The sequence below is a fragment of the Variovorax sp. YR566 genome, from assembly GCF_051992195.1.
Lineage (GTDB): Bacteria > Pseudomonadota > Gammaproteobacteria > Burkholderiales > Burkholderiaceae_C > Variovorax.
The window spans coordinates 5147201-5162306 of sequence record NZ_CP197092.1; the positions used below are offsets into that span (position 1 = coordinate 5147201).

Below are 15106 nucleotides of genomic sequence, written 5' to 3' on the forward strand. Positions count from 1 at the left end.
ACAACACCAAAACCCTGACGCCTTACGCATTGAAAATTCTCCCGAATTTCCAACACTTCAGTTGCCGCTTTCTTTTCAATTGAAAAAGAAAATCGAATCAGAATCCAATAATTTTCAGCAACTCTTTTTGGCGCGGGACGACCATTTCTGCGAGCTCTTCCAGCGAATACTCTTGGCCGTAAACCTGAACGTTGACATGGTCCAGTTCGTGGCCAATGATCTGGCAGCGAGCTTCAATCGGCACCTTGCTGTGCATCAGAAAATTATTGAAGGTCTTGCGAAAGCTGTGGAAAGTTTGCTTGCCGCCTTCGTAGCCAATTTCCTTTTTGTGCGCGTCCAGGAGCTTGCGAACGGGGTCGCTCGCCCCCTTTCCGTCCGGCCTTTCTTGGAAATTAAATCCGCCGCTGGACTTCACGAACTCGAACAGAGGAACGAAAAATTCCTTGGGCAGCGGCACAGGCCGTTTGCCTGCATCAGTCTTGTCCTTGTCGATATAAATATAGTGAGTGCCAGCCGGTGAGATTTTGAAAGCCGCCTTGGTGAGCGCAGCCAAGGCCGACACGCGAACACCCGTGATCAGGCCCAGCGTGGTGATCCAGTAGAACGCCGGGTCCTTGGAGCGCTGGCCCGAGAACTGGGCATTGCCAAGGAGCGTCTGAACGTCAGCCAGATCGAAGGGCTTGGAGCCTGCCGCATTCTTTTGCTTGCGCGTGAGCAAGTTGCGATCTGCTGCCGGGTTCTCGCCTTTGAAGAGCTTCTGCTTTTTGGCGAAGTTGAACAACGCACGAACGGCGCCGACTTTCTTATCAATCGTGCGCGGCGTGTTGCCACGCGCAGCCAGGAACTCCATGTACTTGGTGACACTGTCTTCGCCAATGTCCAGCAGCGCAGGCCCCTTCAAGAACTCATCCAACTCCTTGGCCGTGGCGGTGTAGTCTGTTTTCGTTGCGTCGCTCAAGGTGCTCTTCAGGGTGAAGAACTTGCCCACCAACCCGGGCAGCGTCAACGCGCCCTCCCCTGTGGGATCGGCCACCTTCAGGGGCTCAACGACAGCCGCAGGCTGTGGGCCTTGCGCAGCCTTAGCCATGAGCTTCAGAGCTTGCATGAGGCGCTTGTGGTCTGCCGGGTCCGTAGCGTTGGCGATACCCCGAGACAAATCGATTTCATACTTCGACGGGTCAACACCGTCGAACTTGAAGTCTTCCAGCTTGGGTTTGTGCATATCAATCACACGCAAGAACTCGATTGCTCGCAGTTTAGCGGTGAGGGGGTCGCTCGTTCCAAGGCTGCGCTTGAACTGAACCCCACTAATGCGGGTGTGAAAGTAGTAAGTGTGCCCCCTGAGGTACACAGGCAGTTTCAGCATAGATTGCTACCAAAACTGCTACCAGCCCAAAGACGAAAGCCCTTGCAAGTCATTGACTTACAAGGGCTTCTAAGCTTGGCGGAGTGGACGGGACTCGAACCCGCGACCCCCGGCGTGACAGGCCGGTATTCTAACCAACTGAACTACCACTCCTGGTAGACAACGTTCGCTCGTTTGACGGAGCCAAGTGTTGCCACTTGTGCCTGCTTCACCGAAGTGAAACTGGCGACCCTACGGGGATTCGAACCCCGGTAGCCACCGTGAAAGGGTGGTGTCCTAGGCCTCTAGACGATAGGGTCAAAACCTTGGACGTGCTGCGATCAGCACTTCATACCTTCTCGACACTTTGATGGTGGAGGTAAACGGGATCGAACCGATGACCTCTTGCATGCCATGCAAGCGCTCTCCCAGCTGAGCTATACCCCCGTGTGGGTGTCGAGCCTCGAATTATAGCCCGATTTTTCAGGCCTTTTTCAATCGCTCGATAACTTTTTCGCGGGAAAAAATTTCGAGCACTGAATCGAGGGACGGTGTCTGCGATGTTCCCATCACAAGCACTCGTACTGGCATCGCTAACACCGGCATTTTCAATGCATGTGTCGCGAGAACTTCTTTGATGATAACTGCGATCGAGGCCTTATCCCAGGCAGCCATCGTCAATTTTTCTGCGAGCGTTGCGATCGCTGGCTTCACTGCATCAGTGATGTGCTGCGCGCGATCGGCATCGCTCACGTTGATGTCCGCATAGAACGCCGCAGCCCAGTCGGCCAATGCCACCGTGGTGTCGCAACGGTCCTTGAACAGCGCGCAGATCGCAGGCAAACGCTCGTCGGCCGCGATGCCACGCTTTTGCAACTGTGCTGCAACAAGCGGTGCAAGTTCGTCGCCACTCTTCGCTTTGATGTACTGCGCGTTGACCCACGCGAGCTTGGCTGCATCCCACTGCGCGGGGCTCTTCGACAGGTGCGAACCGTCGAACCAGCTCACCATCTGCTCGCGCGTGAAGAGCTCGTCGTCGCCGTGGCTCCAGCCGAGGCGCGCGAGGTAGTTGAGCATCGCTTCGGGCAGGTAGCCGTTGTCTTCATAGGCCGTGACGCTCACGGCGCCGCGGCGCTTCGACAGCTTCTGCCCGTCGTCGCCGAGGATCACGGGCACATGGCCAAACTCGGGCAACGGTGCGCCGAGCGCGCGGAAGATGTTGATCTGCCACGGCGTGTTGTTGATGTGCTCGTCGCCACGGAACACGTGCGTGATGTTCATGTCCCAGTCGTCGACCACCACCGCGAAGTTGTAGGTGGGCACACCGTCAGGCCGCAGGATGATGAGGTCGTCGATCTCGCGATTGTTGATGGTGATCTCGCCCTTGACGAGGTCGTTCCACGTCACGTCGCCTTCGGGCGGATTGCAGAAGCGCACAACAGGCGGCACGCCTTCGGGCACGGGCGGTAGCACCTTGCCCGGCTCGGGACGCCAGCGGCGGTCGTACAGCGTCTTTTCGCCGCGTGCGCGTTGCGCCTCGCGCATCTCGTCGAGTTCGGCCGGCGTGCAGTAGCAGTGGTAGGCCGTGCCAGCCGCGAGCATCTGCGCGATCACTTCGCGATACCGCTCCAGGCGCTGCATCTGGTAGATCGGGCCTTCGTCGTAATCGAGGCCGAGCCAGTGCATCGACGCGAGGATCTGGTCGGTCGAGTCCTGCGTGGAGCGGGCCACGTCGGTGTCTTCGATGCGCAGCACGAACTCGCCGCCATGGTGGCGCGCATAGGCCCACGAGTAGAGCGCAGTGCGGGCCGTGCCCAGGTGAAGAAAGCCGGTGGGAGACGGTGCGATGCGGGTGCGAACTTTGCCGGTCATGAATCAATCAGGTTGTCAGGGTGCTCAGGCCGCGCTGCAGGTCGGCCGTGATGTCGTCGATGTACTCGAGGCCGACCGCGAGGCGGATCAGCCCCTGGCTGATGCCTGCGGCCTGGCGCTGCACTTCGGTGAGGCGCCCGTGCGAGGTCGTGCCGGGGTGCGTGATGATGGTCTTGGTGTCGCCGAGGTTGGTCGCGATGCTGACCACGCGCGTGCTGTTGATCACGTGGAAGGCATTGGCGCGCGCCGTCTCGGGGTCGTTGCCGACCACGTCAAAGGACACGACCGCCCCGCCCTTCCCCGCCTGCTGGCGCATCGCCAGTTCATGCTGCGGATGCGAAGCGAGTCCCGGGTAATAGACGCGTGCGATGCCCGGCTGCGCTTCGAGCCATTTCGCAACGGCCAGTGCGTTCGCACATTGCGCCTGCATGCGGATGCCCAGCGTTTCCATGCCCTTGAGCACGACCCACGCATTGAACGGCGACAGCGCCATGCCGGCGGTGCGCACCACGGGGCCGAACACGTCGACGATGAGCTTCGATGGCCCGCAGATCGCGCCAGCCATCACGCGGCCCTGGCCGTCGAGGTACTTGGTGCCCGAATGGATGATGAGATCGGCGCCCAGTTCAGTGGGGCGCTGCAGCGCCGGCGTGCAGAAGCAGTTGTCTACGGCCAGGAGCGCGCCCGCGCCGTGCGCAAGATCGGCGAGCGCCCGGATGTCGCACACCTCGGTCAGCGGATTCGTCGGGGTTTCGGCGAACAACAGCTTGGTGTTGGGCTTCAGCGCCGCGCGCCATTCCGCCACGTCGGTCTGCGAGACGAAAGTGGTTTCGACGCCGAACTTGGCGAACTCCTTGCCGAACAGGTTCAGCGTGGAGCCGAACACCGAGCGCGAGCAGATCACGTGGTCGCCGGCCTTCAAGAGGCCCATGCACATCATGAGAATCGCGCCCATGCCCGTCGATGCGCCGATGGCGGCCTCGGTGCCTTCGAGCGCTGCAAGGCGCTGCTCGAAGCTCGCCACCGTCGGGTTGGACGTGCGCGAATAAGTGAAGCCCGCTTCGGTGCCCGCAAAGCGGCGCGCCGAGGTTTCGGCGTCGGGCTGCACGAAGCCGCTTGTCAGGAACAGCGCCTCGGAGTGCTCGCCGTGCTGGCTCGGCGCCAGCCCGGTGCGCAGCGCGAGCGTGTCGCGATGCAGTCCGGGCGGCAGGGTTCGTTCGTCGGTCACTTCTTTGGCTCTCACTCGCTGTGGTTGGGGAGTGCGAGACGCGAAGAGTCTTCTTCGGTCTCTTCGACGCGGGGACGGTTGCCGTTCATGCGCGAGATGGCGTCGGTGTCGATGTCGCCGGTCACGTACACACCGTCGAAGCACGAGGCGTCGAAGCCGTCGAGCTTGGGGTTGAGCGAGCCAATGGCGCGCTTCATGGCGTCGACGTCCTGGTAGATCAGCGCGTCGCAGCCGATCAGTTCGCGGATTTCTTCAATGGTGCGGTCGTGCGCCACCAGTTCGTCCTTGGTCGGCATGTCGATGCCGTAGACGTTGGGGTAGCGCACCGGCGGCGCGGCGCTGGCCAGGTAGACCTTGCGGGCGCCGGCGTCGCGCGCCATCTGCACGATTTCGCGGCTGGTGGTGCCGCGCACGATCGAGTCGTCGACCAGCAGCACGTTGCGGCCCTTGAACTCGCTGGCGATCACGTTGAGCTTCTGGCGCACCGACTTCTTGCGCACGCCCTGCCCCGGCATGATGAAAGTGCGGCCGACGTAGCGGTTCTTCACGAAGCCTTCGCGGTACGGCACGCCCAGCAGGTGCGCGAGCTGTGTGGCGCTCGGCCGGCTCGATTCGGGAATCGGGATGATCACATCGATCTGGTTCGGCGGCACGGTCGACACCACGCGCTTGGCCAGCGTTTCGCCGAGGTTCAGACGCGCCTGGTAGACCGAGATGCCGTCGAGCACCGAGTCCGGACGCGCGAGGTACACGAATTCGAAGATGCAGGGGTTCAGCGTCGGCGCTTCGGCGCACTGCATCGAATGCACCTTGCCTTCGAGGTCGATGAACACAGCCTCGCCCGGGTTGATGTTGCGTTCGAACACATGGCCCGAGCCTTCCAGCGCGACCGATTCGCTCGCCACCATCACGGTGCCGTCGGCGCTGCGGCCCATGCACAGCGGGCGAATGCCGTACGGGTCGCGGAAAGCGAGCAGGCCGTGGCCGGCAATCAGCGACACCACGGCGTACGAGCCGCGCAGGCGCTTGTGCATGTTCTTGACCGCGGCGAACACTTCGGCCGGATGCAGCGGCACGCCGCGCGAGGAGCGCTCGAGTTCGTGCGCCAGCACGTTGAGCAGCACTTCGGAGTCGCTCTCGGTGTTGGTGTGGCGGTGGTCGGTGGAGAACAGCTCCGAACGCAGCGCATGCGCGTTGGTCAGGTTGCCGTTGTGCACGAGCACGATGCCGAACGGCGCGTTCACGTAGAAGGGCTGGGCCTCTTCCTCGCTGTACGCATTGCCGGCGGTCGGGTAGCGCACCTGGCCCAGGCCCACATTGCCCGGCAGCGCACGCATGTTGCGCGTGCGGAACACGTCGCGGACCATGCCCTTGGCCTTGTGCATGAAGAACTTGCGTTCGAGCAAGGTCACGATGCCAGCGGCATCCTGGCCGCGATGCTGCAGGAGCAGCAGCGCGTCATAGAGCAGCTGATTGACGGGTGCGCTGCTGACAACGCCGACGATTCCACACATGAACGATTCCTCTCAGGGCAGGTAGCTTGCCAACTTTTCAGGCAGCGAGGGTTTGAGGCCCTGCAATGCCGCATCGAGAACAATGGCGCTGCGCGACTCGTGCCACCAGGCACTGTCGCTCAACACCAGCAAATGAACAACGACGGCCAGCACGAGCAGGGCCACCGCACCCCGCGCCGCTCCGAACGCTGCTCCCAAAATCCGGTCCACCGGCCGCAGCCCCACGACCGTGATCAACTTGCGCGTGAGCGCGGCCACAAGGCCCACGCTGAACACCACCGCCACGAACACCAGCACGAAGGCCAGCGGATAGCGCCACGCCCCCTGCGGATCGCCGAACGGCAGCCATGCCGCCACACCGGAAGCCAGCCACTGGGCTGCAATGAAGGCTGCCACCCAGCCGATCAGCGAAATCACTTCGAACACCAGCCCGCGCATCAGGCCGAACAGCATCGACACCCCGATGAGCGCGACGGCGATCCAGTCGAGCAAGGCCACGGCAACAGCTGGCGACGGCTCTTACAACGTGAGGATCGCGGCCGACAAAGACAAGCCCTTGACCTTCTCCGCCGCGCGGTCGGCCTCGGCACGTGAACTGAAGGGGCCGACACGCACACGCGTGCGTTCGCCGTCGGCAGTCTTCGCCACGTGCACATAGGTCTTGAGGCCGGCTTTTTCGAGCTTCTGGCGCACTTCGCGCGCCTTGTCGGCATCGGCGAAAGCGCCCACCTGCACCACGAAGCGGCCACCTTCATCGGAAGCGGCGGGCTTGGCAGCAGTGGTGACGGGCTTGCCTTCGAGCAGCGCACGGGCTCGGGCGCCGTCGTCCGAGGCGGCCGACTTGGGCTTCGCTTCGGGCTTGGGGTCCGGCTTGGCTTCGGGCTTCGGCTTGGGCTCTGGTTTGGGTTCCGGCTTGTGTTCGGGCTTCGGCTCCGGTTTGGGCTCGGGCTTGGGCTTCGGTTCAGGCTTGGGCTCGGCGGCCGCGACGGGCGGCGTGCTGGGCACGGGCTTGCCGGAGTCGATCACCGTGCCGTCGGCGGTCTCGGTGATCATGCCGCCGGACGAGGGCGATGCCGAGGCCACGCGCGAGCTGCTGTTGTCGGGTGCAACCGGCGCGGTGCTCGTGGCGGGTGCCGGCGTGGCGGGCACGGGCAGCGGCTTGACCTTGTTGCGGTCTGGAATCTCGATGGGAATGTCGACCGACACGGGGCGCGGCTGCGTATCGAACAGCAGCGGGAAACCGATCACGCCAAGCAGCACCAGCACCGCTGCACCGAGCAGCCGGTGGCGCGCACGCCGACGCATGGTTTCGACACTTTCCGCAGGGACAGCGGCCGGGGCGCTGCGTCCTTCGTTGCCTTGTGGGCCGCGCGTGCGGAACTTGAAAAACGCCATGAAGTTCGATCCCTGAAGGAGTGCAGCGAGGTGGTGCCAGATGGTATGGACAGCCCGACGATCAGCCGCCTGGCAGCAGGTGTTTGGCTTGCAGCCGGGGGGTGCCGTTTTCGAGCACGCCACCCACGGTGAAGAACGATCCGAAGACCACGATTCTATCAGCGGGCCCCGCCTGCTCGATGGCTGCGCGCAACGCTTCCATCGGGCCCGCGTACACGCTGCCTGAGGCATCGGTGCGCGTGTTCTGCGCCTGCCAGCTGGCCAGCAGGTCGGCCGCCTTGGCCGCGCGCGGGGTGGGCAGGTCGGTGAAGTACCAGCGGTCGATCAGCGGCCCGATGCGCGCGAGGATCGGTGCGAGATCCTTGTCGGCCATCACACCGAACACGCCATGCGTGGTGGGGTAGAAGCCCATCGCATCGAGGTTCTCGGCCAGCGCGGCCACGGCATGGGCGTTGTGTGCCACATCGAGCACCAGCGCCGGCTCGCCCGGCACGATCTGGAAGCGGCCCGGCAACTCGACCATCGCGAGCCCGTTGCGCACGGCCTGCGCCGTGATCGGCAGTTGCGGGCGCAGCGCTTCGAGCGCCGCAAGCACGCCGGCCGCATTGATGAGCTGGTTGGCCCCGCGCAACGCCGGATAGGCCAGCCCGCTGTAGCGCCGCCCACGGCCCGACCAGCCCCACTGCTGCTTGTCGCCCGACACGTTGAAGTCGGTTCCGAAGCGCCAGAGGTCGGCGCCGATGGCGTTGGCATGGTCAATCACGCTCTGCGGCGGCATCGGGTCGCTCACGATGGCGGGCTTGCCCGGGCGCAGGATGCCGGCCTTCTCGAAGCCGATGCTTTCGCGGTCGGGTCCGAGGTATTCCATGTGGTCGAGGTCGATGCTGGTGATGACCGCGCAATCGGTGTCGATGATGTTGACCGCGTCGAGCCGCCCACCCAGGCCGACTTCGAGGATCGCTACGTCGGGCTTTTCCTCGATCATGCAATGCAGGATGCCGAGCGTGGTGAACTCGAAGTAGGTCAAGGGCATGTCGCCGCGCGCCTTTTCCACCACTTCGAAGCTTGCTATCAGTTTGGAAGCATCGACGGCTTCGCCCTTGAGCCGCAGCCGCTCTTCGAAGCGCACCAGGTGCGGCGAGGTGAACACCGCCGTGCGATAGCCCGCGTGCATGAGGATCGATTCGAGCATCGCGCAGGTCGAGCCCTTGCCGTTGGTGCCCGCCACCGTGATGACGGGGCAGCCGAAGCGCAGGCCGAGGCGCTGCGCCATTTCTTTGGCGCGCTCGAGCCCGAGTTCGATGTTCTTGGGATGGAGTTGCTCGGCGCGCGCGAGCCAGTCGTTAAGGGTTTCCATGGAGGCCGGCATTGTCGCCGACCCGCCGCTCGGGGCATCATCGCGGCCATGACAACCCTATACGGCATCCCGAACTGCGACACCGTCAAGCGCGCCCGCGCCTGGCTCGATGAACATGGCGTGGCCTACACCTTCCACGACTTCAAGAAACAGGGCGTGCCCGAAGCCGAGCTCGACCAGTGGCTGAAGAAGCCCGGCTGGGAGGCCCTGGTCAACCGCAAGGGCACCACCTGGCGCAAGCTGGACGACGCCACCCGAGAAGGCGTGGTCGACGCCGGTTCGGCCCGCGCGGTGCTGCTGGCCAACCCCAGCCTGATCAAGCGGCCGGTGGTCAACTGGGGCCCGAAAAAGCCCGTTACGACAGGGTTCGACGCCGAATCCTGGGCTGTCAACGCCGTGTAAACCCCGGAACCCGACCTACAGCCCGGCGTCAAACCGCGATCTGCAGGAGAGACACACCATGAACAAACTCGTTTTTCGCACCCTCGCCGGCATTTCCGTGGCCGGCACGCTGGCCGCGGGCACCGGCGTCGTGCACGCCCAGCAGAACCAGGTGGTCCAGGCCCGGGTGATTTCCGCCACCCCGATCCGCGAAACGACCGGCAGCGACGTGAACTACAACGTCACCTACGAGTACAACGGGCGTCAGTACACCACCCGCATGAACAGCCAGCCCGGCGCGACCATTCCGATCCAGGCCAGCGGCTACGGCGTGACGACCTCGCCGGTGGCGCCGCAGTCGCAGGTGCAGACCTATCCGGTCGAGGCCAACAACGGCGGCTACGCCCCGCAGTCCGGAGGCTCTCCCTGGGACAACGTGGTGCCCGAACCGGGCGTAGTGGTCTCCAACGCCCCCGCCCCGGTCTACCAGCCGGCGCCGGTATATGCCGATCCGGTCTACGTGCAGCCGGCCTATGCGTACCCCTATGCCTATCCTTACGTCTACCCGCCGGTCGGCATCTCGCTGAACCTCGGCTATTCGCGCGGTTGGGGCGGCGGCTACCGTGGCGGCTGGGGTGGCGGATACCGCGGCTGGCACCGCTGAGCCACCGGCCGGCGGCCCATGCCGCCCGAGCCCCTAAAATCGAGGACTTTTCCAACCCTTGACGGGTGCGCCGCTGGTGCGGTGCGTCCTCGATTTGCCGACCGCCCAGGCGCCGGCGCCACCCAATGACGACGACTACCGACACTCTGAACAGCGCCGCAGTGGCCACCAAGGCCAATGTGTACTTCGACGGCAAATGCGTGAGCCACAGCCTCACGCTCGCGGACGGCACGAAGAAATCGGTCGGCGTGATCCTGCCGTCCACCCTCACCTTCAACACCGGCGCCCCCGAGATCATGGAAGGCACCGCCGGCAGCTGCGAATACCTGCTGTCGGGCACCAGCGAATGGGTGGCCTCGGGCCCCGGCCAGAAGTTCAGCGTGCCGGGCAACTCCACTTTCCAGATCCGCGTGAGCGGCGAGCCCTACAGCTACATCTGCCACTTCGGCTGAACCGCGAACCCGGGAAACCTGACATGTCGACCATCCTCCAAAACGTTCCCGCCGGCCAGAAGGTCGGCATTGCCTTCTCGGGCGGCCTGGACACCAGCGCGGCGCTCCACTGGATGCGCAACAAGGGCGCGATCCCCTACGCCTACACCGCCAACCTCGGCCAGCCCGACGAGCCCGACTACGACGAGATCCCGCGCAAGGCGATGCTCTACGGCGCCGAAAATGCCCGCCTCATCGACTGCCGCGTGCAGCTGGCCAACGAAGGCATCGCCGCCCTGCAGGCCGGCGCCTTCCACGTGACCACCGCCGGCGTCACCTACTTCAACACCACGCCGCTGGGCCGCGCCGTCACCGGCACGATGCTGGTGTCGGCCATGAAGGAAGACGACGTCCACATCTGGGGCGACGGCAGCACCTACAAGGGCAACGACATCGAGCGCTTCTACCGCTACGGCCTGCTGACCAACCCCAACCTCAAGATCTACAAGCCGTGGCTCGACCAGGTCTTCATCGACGAGCTGGGCGGCCGCGCCGAAATGTCGGCGTTCATGCAGAAGGCAGGCTTCGCCTACAAGATGTCGGCCGAAAAGGCCTACTCGACCGACTCGAACATGCTCGGCGCCACGCACGAGGCCAAAGACCTCGAGCACCTGAACAGCGGCATCCAGATCGTGCAGCCGATCATGGGCGTGGCCTTCTGGAAGGACGAAGTCGAAGTCAAGCGCGAAACCGTCTCGGTGCGCTTCGAAGAAGGCGTGCCCGTTGCGCTGAACGGCGTTCGCTACGCCAACCTGGTCGACCTGATCCTCGAAGCCAACCGCATCGGCGGCCGCCACGGGCTGGGCATGAGCGACCAGATCGAGAACCGCATCATCGAGGCCAAGAGCCGCGGCATCTATGAGGCCCCCGGCCTCGCGCTGCTGTTCATCGCCTACGAGCGTCTCGTCACCGGCATCCACAACGAAGACACCATCGAGCAGTACCGCGACAACGGCCGCCGCCTCGGCCGCTTGCTGTACCAGGGCCGCTGGTTCGACCCGCAGGCCATCATGCTGCGCGAAACGGCGCAGCGCTGGGTGGCGCGCGCCATCACCGGCGAAGTGACGGTCGAGCTGCGCCGCGGCAACGACTACTCGATCCTGAACACCGAATCGGCCAACCTGACGTACAAGCCCGAGCGCCTGAGCATGGAAAAGGTCGAGGGCGCGTTCACGCCGCTGGACCGCATCGGCCAGCTCACGATGCGCAACCTCGACATCGTCGACACGCGCGAGAAGCTCGCGATCTACACCCGGGTCGGCCTGCTGTCGTCGGGCGAAGGCGCTTCGCTGCCGAAGCTGGCCAACGACGGCGACGCGAGCTGATCGCCGCTCTCTGCCTCCCCTGCGAGGCAGAAACGACAACGGGCCCCTCGGGGCCCGTTTTTCATTGGTGCGCTGCGAGGGTCAGTCCCCGCCACCTCCACCGCAGCCGCCGCCACACCCGCCACCGCCGTCAGATGAGCCGCCCCCATCGCCGGAGCCGCCGTCACCGCCACTGCTCGACGACTCGCTGCCGCCGAACCCACCGGCATCACCCGCGCTGCCACCATCCGACGAAGACGATTCCCCGAAGCTGGTGCCGCACTGGGCGTCCGAGCCGATGTACCGCTCGACCGCCCGGCAGTCGGGCACATAGTGAAAGCCGCCGTCGATCGCGAACTTGACGTCCAGCGCAAACAGCAGCGGCAGGCGCGCCGGCTTGCGCGGATCGATGCTTTCTTCCTTGCAGGCCCAGTACCAGGTGCGGCGCAGGCCGTCGTTGCGCCGGGCATCCTTGCCCAGCACCTCGGCCGGGCTGTGGTGCAGCATGCCGCCGAAGGCCGCCTTGCACCAGTTCTGGTAGCCCTGCGTGTGCAGGATGAACTCGTGCCAGGCCGTGTCGACCACCTTCGAAGGCATCGCCACGAACTTGCGCTCGCTGCGCAGGTGCGCCATGAAGAACTGGCGCAGGCCGCGCAGCACCAGTTCGGCGTCGCGCCGGCTGAGCTGCGGATGCGCCTCGCACAGCTTGCCGACAAGGAATGGCGGCAGCCGCGCTTCGCGGATGAACTGGCGCCGCAAGCTGGTTTCGAGGAACTTGAGCACCGCCGAAAACAGCAGCGCCACCACAATCACGGCCACCACCGAGCCCCAGCGGCGCGAGCCCAGAAACAACGCGAGCAACGCAATGAGCGGCACCGCCCGCCGGGCCCATAGCAGCGCGCCGATGCGGCGGCGGAAATTCAGGTGCAGGAAGTCGAGATCCATGCTGCCGTCAGACCACCACCGGCTCCGGCTCCAGCCGGATACCGAAACGCTCGTACACGCTGGTCTGGATGGCCTTGGCCAGGGTCATCACCTCGCCGCCCGTCACCGGGTTCTCGCGGCCGCCGCGGTTGACCAGCACCAGCGCCTGCCGCTCGTAAACGCCAGCGTTGCCCACCGACTTGCCCTTCCAGCCGCAAGCATCGATGAGCCAGCCGGCCGCCAGCTTGATGCTGCCGTCGTCCATCGGGTAGTGAACGATCTTGGGGTCGCGCGCGATGATGTCCGCGCATTGCTCGGGCGTGACGGTCGGGTTCTTGAAGAAGCTGCCGGCGTTGCCCAGCACGCGCCAGTCGGGCAGCTTGGCGCGGCGAATCGCGCAGATCCAGTCGAAGACGTCTTGAGCGCTCGGCGTGAAGTTGCCGGTTTCCTCCATCTTTCGTTCGAGGTCGAGGTAGCCGACCACGGCCTTCCACGGCTTGGGCAGGCGAAATCGCACGCGAGTGATCACCGCCCTGCCCGCCAGGCCGAAGTCGTTCGGGCCGCTGCGCACGTGCTTGAACACCGAATCGCGATAGCCGAAGGCGCATTGGGCGGCGTCGAGCGTGAAGCTGCGGCCGGTTTCCAGGTCGAAGGCGTCGAGCGAATCGAAGCGGTCTTGCAACTCGACCCCGTAGGCGCCGATGTTCTGCACCGGAGAGCCGCCCACCGTGCCCGGAATGAGAGCCAGGTTTTCCAGCCCCGGGTAGCCGTTGCGCACCATCCACTCGACGGCGTCGTGCCAGATCTCGCCGGCACCGGCCTCGACGATCCAGGCGCGCGGCGTTTCTTCCACCAGCCGAAGGCCCTTGATCTCGATCTTCAGCACCAGCGGCTTGACGTCGCCCGTGAGCACGATGTTGCTGCCGCCGCCCAGCACGAACCGGGGCGCGTCGCGCCATGCCGGATCGGCGCGCAGCGCGACCAGGTCGGCCTCGCCCGCAATGCGCGCCAGATGCTGCGCACGCGCGACGATGCCGAAGCTGTTGTAGGGCTGCAGCGGGACGTTGGACTCCACGATCATGGGAGAATTGTCGCATCCAGCACCAGTGAATTCAGGAGAGAGTCCATGCCGTCCTTCGATACCGTCTGCGAGCCCAACCTGCCCGAGGTGAAGAACGCGGTCGAGAACACCGCCAAGGAAATCGGAACGCGCTTCGATTTCAAGGGCACGGCCGCCGCCGTCGAGCTCAAGGACAAGGAGATCACCATGATCGGCGACGCCGAGTTCCAGCTCGTGCAGGTGGAAGACATCCTGCGCAGCAAGCTCACCAAGCGCAGCGTCGATGTGCGCTTCCTCGACAAGGGCGACGTCCAGAAGGTGGGCGGCGACAAGGTCAAGCAGGTCATCAAGGTCAAGAGCGGCATCGAAAGCGAGCAGGCCAAGAAAATCACCCGCATCGTCAAGGACAGCAAGCTCAAGGTGCAGGCAGCCATCCAGGGCGACGCGGTGCGCATCACCGGCGCCAAGCGCGACGATCTGCAAGCCGCCATGGCGCTCATCAAGAAGGACGTGCCGGACATGCCGCTCACGTTCAACAACTTCCGCGACTGAGCGGGCTCCCTTCATGAAAGCCCTCGTCGTCGCAGCGCAGCTGCTGGCTGCCGCTGCAGTGGCGCATGCCGCCGGCTCGGTCACCCTGACCGGCAGCATCGGCAGCCGCGCGATCCTGATCGTGAACGGCAACCCGCCCAAGACCGTGGCGGTAGGCGAGAGCTACCAGGGCGTGAAACTGCTCTCGCTGCAGGCCGAACAGGCCGTGGTCGAACTCGACGGCAAGCGCGTCAGCCTGCGCATGGACACGCCGGTCAGCATCGGCGGCGGTGGCAGCTCAGGCGGGGGCGGAAACCGTGTCGTGCTGTCGGCCGACAGCCGCGGGCATTTCATGACGCAAGGCGCCATCAACGGCCGGCCGGTCACGTTCATGCTCGACACGGGTGCGACGTCCATCGCGCTCTCGGCCGACGACGCCCAGCGCATCGGGCTCGACTACAGCAAGGGCCAGCGCGTCATGATGAACACCGCCAACGGCACGACTTCGGGCTACAAGCTGCGGCTGCAATCGGTGCGCGTGGGCGACGTGGAGGTCTACGACATCGACGCCATCGTCTCGCCGCAGGCCATGCCCTTCGTGCTGCTGGGCAACAGCTTCATCAATCGCTTCTCGATGCGGCGCGACGCGGACCAGATGGTCCTCGAAAAACGCTATTGATTGAGCGTCAGGCCTGCGCGGCCGTCACCACGATCTCGATCTTGTAGGCCGCATTGGCCATCTTGGCCTGCACGGTGGCGCGCGGCGGCGTGTTGCCGGCCGGAATCCAGGCGTCCCACACCTCGTTCATCGCCGTGATGTCGGTGATGTCCGCCAGGAAGATCTGCGTCATGAGGATGCGCGACTTGTCGCTGCCGGCCTCGGCCAGCAGGCGATCGACCATGCCCAGCACCTGCGTGGTCTGGCCGCGGATGTCCTGCGAGGTGTCGTCAGGCACCTGGCCCGCGAGGTAGATGGTGCCGTTGTGCACGGCCGTCTCCGAGAGACGGGGGCCGACGTGGAAGCGGGTGATGGAGGCCAT

At 64.7% G+C, this 15106-nt stretch carries 16 protein-coding genes and 3 tRNA genes; 6 read left to right on the top strand and 13 right to left on the bottom strand.

Annotated features, from left to right (window positions below; genetic code table 11):
* Positions 1–97: 97 nt before the first annotated feature.
* From ACTG4X_RS24110 to folC, 10 genes are all read right to left on the bottom strand, one after another.
* Positions 98–1366 carry a phage integrase SAM-like domain-containing protein gene (locus ACTG4X_RS24110; RefSeq protein ID WP_440532084.1) on the bottom strand — a complete coding sequence of 423 codons (1269 nt, stop codon included), beginning with the start codon at positions 1364–1366 and terminating at the stop codon, positions 98–100.
* A 76-nt stretch (positions 1367–1442) separates the two neighbouring features.
* Positions 1443–1519, bottom strand: a tRNA-Asp gene (locus ACTG4X_RS24115).
* Positions 1520–1589: 70 nt separating this feature from the next.
* A tRNA-Glu gene (locus tag ACTG4X_RS24120) sits at positions 1590–1665 on the bottom strand.
* Between the two features lie 51 nt (positions 1666–1716).
* A tRNA-Ala gene (locus ACTG4X_RS24125) sits at positions 1717–1792 on the bottom strand.
* 36 nt (positions 1793–1828) lie between these two features.
* The gene (gene gltX / locus ACTG4X_RS24130) at positions 1829–3217 is read right to left on the bottom strand and encodes a glutamate--tRNA ligase (protein ID WP_097198636.1); all 1389 of its coding nucleotides are present in this window, start codon (positions 3215–3217) and stop codon (positions 1829–1831) included.
* Between the two features lie 7 nt (positions 3218–3224).
* A complete protein-coding gene (locus ACTG4X_RS24135) occupies positions 3225–4445 on the bottom strand; it encodes an O-succinylhomoserine sulfhydrylase (RefSeq protein WP_093176888.1) in 1221 nt (406 codons plus the stop codon).
* A gap of 11 nt (positions 4446–4456) precedes the next feature.
* Positions 4457–5959: an amidophosphoribosyltransferase gene (gene purF, locus ACTG4X_RS24140; protein WP_097198635.1), complete on the bottom strand. Its 1503-nt coding sequence runs from the start codon at positions 5957–5959 to the stop codon at positions 4457–4459.
* Between the two features lie 12 nt (positions 5960–5971).
* Positions 5972–6457 carry a CvpA family protein gene (locus ACTG4X_RS24145; protein ID WP_093176887.1) on the bottom strand — a complete coding sequence of 162 codons (486 nt, stop codon included), beginning with the start codon at positions 6455–6457 and terminating at the stop codon, positions 5972–5974.
* Positions 6458–6478: 21 nt separating this feature from the next.
* A complete protein-coding gene (locus tag ACTG4X_RS24150; RefSeq protein ID WP_093051687.1) occupies positions 6479–7354 on the bottom strand; it encodes an SPOR domain-containing protein in 876 nt (291 codons plus the stop codon).
* Between the two features lie 61 nt (positions 7355–7415).
* Positions 7416–8723: a bifunctional tetrahydrofolate synthase/dihydrofolate synthase gene (folC, locus tag ACTG4X_RS24155; RefSeq protein WP_440532085.1), complete on the bottom strand. Its 1308-nt coding sequence runs from the start codon at positions 8721–8723 to the stop codon at positions 7416–7418.
* A 36-nt stretch (positions 8724–8759) separates the two neighbouring features.
* Between folC and ACTG4X_RS24160 the strand changes: the two genes are divergently transcribed.
* From ACTG4X_RS24160 to argG, 4 genes are all read left to right on the top strand, one after another.
* Positions 8760–9113: an ArsC family reductase gene (locus ACTG4X_RS24160; protein WP_097198633.1), complete on the top strand. Its 354-nt coding sequence runs from the start codon at positions 8760–8762 to the stop codon at positions 9111–9113.
* A gap of 58 nt (positions 9114–9171) precedes the next feature.
* Positions 9172–9756: a hypothetical protein gene (locus ACTG4X_RS24165; RefSeq protein ID WP_093051696.1), complete on the top strand. Its 585-nt coding sequence runs from the start codon at positions 9172–9174 to the stop codon at positions 9754–9756.
* A 125-nt stretch (positions 9757–9881) separates the two neighbouring features.
* Complete coding sequence (locus ACTG4X_RS24170) at positions 9882–10208, top strand: pyrimidine/purine nucleoside phosphorylase (protein ID WP_093051699.1); 327 nt, start codon at positions 9882–9884, stop codon at positions 10206–10208.
* Positions 10209–10231: 23 nt separating this feature from the next.
* Entirely contained in the window at positions 10232–11572 is a 1341-nt protein-coding gene (argG, locus tag ACTG4X_RS24175; RefSeq protein WP_093051703.1) for an argininosuccinate synthase, read from the top strand.
* Positions 11573–11653: 81 nt separating this feature from the next.
* On the opposite strand, the gene ACTG4X_RS24180 is transcribed toward argG, so the two are convergent.
* Together ACTG4X_RS24180 and murB are read right to left on the bottom strand one after the other, a co-directional pair.
* Complete coding sequence (locus ACTG4X_RS24180; RefSeq protein ID WP_093051705.1) at positions 11654–12496, bottom strand: glycine-rich domain-containing protein; 843 nt, start codon at positions 12494–12496, stop codon at positions 11654–11656.
* Positions 12497–12503: 7 nt separating this feature from the next.
* Positions 12504–13556 carry a UDP-N-acetylmuramate dehydrogenase gene (murB, locus tag ACTG4X_RS24185; protein ID WP_093077901.1) on the bottom strand — a complete coding sequence of 351 codons (1053 nt, stop codon included), beginning with the start codon at positions 13554–13556 and terminating at the stop codon, positions 12504–12506.
* Positions 13557–13601: 45 nt separating this feature from the next.
* Between murB and ACTG4X_RS24190 the strand changes: the two genes are divergently transcribed.
* A complete protein-coding gene (locus ACTG4X_RS24190; protein ID WP_440532086.1) occupies positions 13602–14087 on the top strand; it encodes a YajQ family cyclic di-GMP-binding protein in 486 nt (161 codons plus the stop codon).
* A gap of 13 nt (positions 14088–14100) precedes the next feature.
* Positions 14101–14745 (top strand): retropepsin-like aspartic protease family protein, encoded by a 645-nt coding sequence (locus ACTG4X_RS24195; protein ID WP_093051719.1) that lies wholly within the window; start codon positions 14101–14103, stop codon positions 14743–14745.
* 7 nt (positions 14746–14752) lie between these two features.
* Here ACTG4X_RS24195 and ACTG4X_RS24200 read toward each other — a convergent pair whose 3' ends face one another.
* The gene (locus ACTG4X_RS24200) at positions 14753–15106 is read right to left on the bottom strand and encodes a RidA family protein (RefSeq protein ID WP_093051722.1); all 354 of its coding nucleotides are present in this window, start codon (positions 15104–15106) and stop codon (positions 14753–14755) included.